The 4,085-nt window shown below is 58.0% G+C and carries 3 protein-coding genes; 1 reads left to right on the top strand and 2 read right to left on the bottom strand.

The genetic code is table 11. From position 1 onward, the window contains the following. The first annotated feature begins 379 nt into the window (after positions 1-379). The gene (locus tag ACWKV9_RS27470; protein ID WP_483839258.1) at positions 380-1,201 is read left to right on the top strand and encodes an alpha/beta fold hydrolase; all 822 of its coding nucleotides are present in this window, start codon (positions 380-382) and stop codon (positions 1,199-1,201) included. A 205-nt stretch (positions 1,202-1,406) separates the two neighbouring features. Here the strand turns inward: ACWKV9_RS27470 and ACWKV9_RS27465 are convergent, their stop codons facing one another. Then, entirely contained in the window at positions 1,407-2,843 is a 1,437-nt protein-coding gene (locus ACWKV9_RS27465; RefSeq protein WP_483839257.1) for a catalase, read from the bottom strand. A 252-nt stretch (positions 2,844-3,095) separates the two neighbouring features. Then, positions 3,096-3,743, bottom strand: coding sequence for a ferritin-like domain-containing protein (locus ACWKV9_RS27460; protein ID WP_483839256.1), 648 nt, complete (start codon positions 3,741-3,743; stop codon positions 3,096-3,098). Positions 3,744-4,085 lie beyond the last annotated feature (342 nt).

The raw sequence follows: 4,085 nt of genomic DNA, 5'->3' as shown, positions 1-4,085 counted from the left end.
CTTGCCCGCGATGACTGTGTGTCTGTGACGCATAGGTAGACTGATCCAACGCCATCGCGGGCAAGCGCGCTCCTACGGGTTTTATTTGCGGCGAATGGTCCGGCACAAAAGCCCTGTAGGAGCGAACTTGTTCGCGAGCGTTATGCCTGACACACCGCATCAATCCCTCGCCAACAAGTTGGCTCCTACAGGCTTGCGCCGTTCAACACTGTCGAGTGAGATCGCGTTTTCATGTGGGAGCGGACCTGTCCGCGAAGGGGCTTGCACGGGCAATGCATGACTCAAAAAAGCACAATCCTGCAAGCCGCTTTCCCCATCTGCGTCTAGGCTCAATCCTTCCGCTTTATCCATCCGCTCAATGACACGAGGATCGCGTCCCATGACTACCTTGACCCTGAAAGACGGCACCGAGTTTTTCTACAAAGACTGGGGCACCGGACAGCCTATCGTGTTCTCCCACGGCTGGCCGCTGGACGGCGATGCCTGGGACGCGCAAATGCTATTCCTTGGTCAGAAGGGCTATCGCGTCATCGCCCATGACCGCCGTGGCCACGGCCGTTCCGGGCAGACCTGGGAAGGCAATGACATGGACACCTACGCCGATGACCTGGCGCAGCTGTTCGAGCATCTGGACCTCAAGGACGTGATCATGATCGGTCACTCCACCGGCGGTGGCGAAGTCGCGCGTTACATCGGGCGTCATGGCAGCTCTCGGGTGGCCAAGGCGGTGCTGATCGGGGCCGTTCCTCCGATCATGCTCAAATCTGCGAGCAACCCAGAAGGTGTGCCCCTGGAAGTGTTCGACGGCATTCGCGCCGGTGTCACCGCAGACCGTTCGCAGTTTTTCAAAGACCTGGCCATGCCGTTCTTTGGCTTCAACCGTGACGGCGCCAAAGTCTCTCAGGGCGCAATCGATTCGTTCTGGTCAATCGGCATGCTGGGTGGCGTCAAGGCCGAGTACGACTGCATCAAGGCGTTCTCTGAAACCGACTTCACCGAAGACCTTAAAAAGATCGATGTCCCGACGCTGATCCTTCATGGCGATGATGACCAGATCGTGCCTATCGCGGCATCTGGACTGAAAAGCCACAAACTGGTGCAGGGTTCGACGTTGCACATCGTCAAAGGCGGCGCCCACGGCATGTGCACCGTGCAGCCGGACGAGATCAACGAGATTTTGCTGGGCTTCATCAAGGGCTAAAACGGCGCGACGCTGGCCGTAGATCGAACAGAGGACTGTGGGAGCGGACCTGTCCGCGAAGACGATGTGCCGGGCAAAGGATATATGTCGGGCACGCAGACCTCTTCGCGGACAGGTCCGCTCCCACGGGTTCTGTGTCCGGGTGACGTGCAACGTTGAGATATGCATTCCCACGCACAGCGTGGGAATGATCTGAAGCCTTGCGTCAGCCAACCATCTCGATGGCCGCTGCAACCCCAGCACCATAGGCAGGATCAGCCTTGGTGCAGTTGTCGATGTGGCGTTGTTTGACCAATGCCGAGGCGCCGGAAATCGCCCTCGCAGTATTGAAGAACAGCACCTGCTGCTGCTCAGGCGTCATCAGACGGAACAACGCTCGCGGCTGCGAGTAGTAGTCGTCATCGTCTTCGCGGAAGTTCCAGTTGTGCGCCGCGCCATCCAAGGCCAATGGTGGCTCGGTGAAGTCCGGTTGCTCGACCCACGCGCCTTTGCTGTTGGGCTCATAACCGATTGTTCCGCCTGCATTGTTGTTCACCCGCATCTGCCCGTCACGGTGATAGCTGTTGACTGGGCATCTCGGCGTATTGACCGGGATCTGGTGATGGTTCACACCCAAACGATAGCGCTGCGCATCGCCGTAGGAAAACAGTCGTCCCTGGAGCATTTTGTCCGGCGAGAAGCTGATCCCTGGCACCACATTGGCCGGGTTGAAGGCGGCCTGCTCGACGTCGTGGAAATAGTTGTCCGAGTTGCGATTGAGCTCAAACTCACCCACTTCGATCAGCGGGTAATCGGCGTGGGGCCAGACCTTGGTCAGGTCGAACGGGTGGATGTGGTAAGTGCCCGCATCCGCCTCCGGCATGATCTGCACGAACATCGTCCACTTCGGAAACTGACCCTGCTCAATGGCATCGTACAAATCACGCTGATGGGTTTCACGGTCGCCGGCAACCAGCGCAGCCGCTTCTTCGTCGGTCAGATTCTTGATGCCCTGTTGGGTTTTCATCGTGAACTTGACCCAGTAGCGCTGGTTGTCCGAGCTGATGAAGCTGAAGGTGTGGCTGCCGAAACCATGCATGTGGCGATACGAACTCGGCAGGCCGCGATCACTCATCACCACGGTGACCTGGTGCAGTGCCTCGGGCAACGAACTCCAGAAATCCCAGTTATTGTCGGCGCTGCGCATGTTGGTGCGCGGGTCGCGCTTGATCGCATGGTTCAGGTCAGGGAACTTCAGCGGGTCGCGCAGGAAGAACACCGGCGTATTGTTGCCCACCAGGTCCCAGTTGCCTTGCTCGGTGTAGAACTTGAGCGCGAAGCCGCGGATATCACGCTCGGCATCGGCGGCGCCACGCTCCCCGGCCACGGTGGAAAAACGAATGAAAAGTTCGGTCTTTTTGCCGATCTCGGAAAACAGTCTGGCCTTGGTGAAGCGAGTGATGTCGTGGGTCACGGTGAACGTGCCGAACGCCCCGGAACCCTTGGCGTGCATGCGACGCTCCGGGATGACTTCACGGTCGAAGTGCGCCAGCTTCTCCAATAACCAGACATCCTGCAACAGCAGCGGCCCGCGTTTGCCCGCTGACTGCGAGTTCTGGTTATCGACGACAGGTGCGCCGGCGACGGTGGTCAGTTTGTTCATGTTTCAGGCTCCTCAGGTGGACATTGAAGTCTCTTGGAAGGCAGCGCTTTTTTATAGGACGGTTGTGCGTCTTTGGCACTGCCGCACGGCACGGGATGATTGCGTGCCGCTTGCGCCACGAGAAGGTAGCCGCTTGCGCCGCATTAGCCCATTCATACCCTGGTATAGGCGCGCTGAGGGAGCGGGGAATCGGGCAAAAAAAAGCGCCTGAATCAGGCGCTAAAGGGGAGGAGAACACGTGGTCTTGCAAACTCAGTGGCGATGCGTTGATGCCTGGTCGAGAATCGGTTGCAGTGTCGTGCTATGGGCCCAGACTTCCATGGTTGAAAAGTAAGTGCCTGGACGCGTTGGCTGCCGGCATTCGTTGCTGAAGGACGCGCCGGTCGGGATGTCCAGCTTGATCTGGTAGATCAACTGGTTGGCTCGGTACAGGGTTTCGCTCACCAGATTGGCGGTAGCGTAATCGCCTATGTCGATGGCCCGGTCCATGAAGCGCTGGGTACGCTGCACTAACAGTGTCAGGGTCTGCGATAGAAGGTGAATCTGTTTGAAGCACTCGCGGAAACCGGGCGCCTCCTGGGCACTGTTCATCACTTCAACCGGCTGGTTGAGAGGCACAGCGTCCAGAGCCTCGATTTTCTGCTGCACGAACATCATGAACTGTTGGGCAGACTGATCCAGTTGTTTGAACAAATGCTTGATCGCCTGATAGTTGAGCTTGCGCAGCCTCCAACGCACTTCAGAAGCCAAGCCCGCTAATTGCTGAGTGGCCTGGCGGTGCTCGTTGAGCAGCTCAAGAAAACGCTGACGGTCGGCACCGCACAACGAAGCGTGAAGGCCGTGGGCATCGCTGGCGAACTCGGCGTGCAGTTCGGATCTGGAATCGAGTTGGGCAAACATGGCGACATCCTCACAAGCAAACGTATCGGCGGACCTGTTCGGTGGGGTCTGCGGCCTTGAACTTCGTAAGGCGGGACCTGTATGACAGGAATGACTTAACAGTATTCCCGGCGCTGGATCGGGTCACTTGTACTTGAGTAGATCGTGCTAATACGTAGGTCTGCGCAGGGGCATACTTTGGTGTATGTCAGCCCGTTGGATCTGTAACAAACGTGCCATACACGCGAACGTTTTTTTCTATAGGACCAACGTCCTGGCGAGCAAGGCGGTGCGGTGTGTCAGGTACGCCGCCTCGCGAACAAGTTCGCTCCTACAGAATGTGGCGTTTGCATGAAGCGATGA

This window comes from Pseudomonas corni (assembly GCF_057128765.1).
Note: the sequence above shows the minus strand (reverse complement) of the source record. Positions and strands in the feature narration are given on the sequence as shown.

Excerpts from the sequence above, each read along its gene's own strand:
- ACWKV9_RS27470 (WP_483839258.1), top strand. The coding sequence starts at position 380 with ATGACTACCTTGACCCTGAAAGACGGCACCGAGTTTTTCTACAAAGAC.
- ACWKV9_RS27465 (WP_483839257.1), bottom strand. The coding sequence starts at position 2,843 with ATGAACAAACTGACCACCGTCGCCGGCGCACCTGTCGTCGATAACCAG.
- ACWKV9_RS27460 (WP_483839256.1), bottom strand. The coding sequence starts at position 3,743 with ATGTTTGCCCAACTCGATTCCAGATCCGAACTGCACGCCGAGTTCGCC.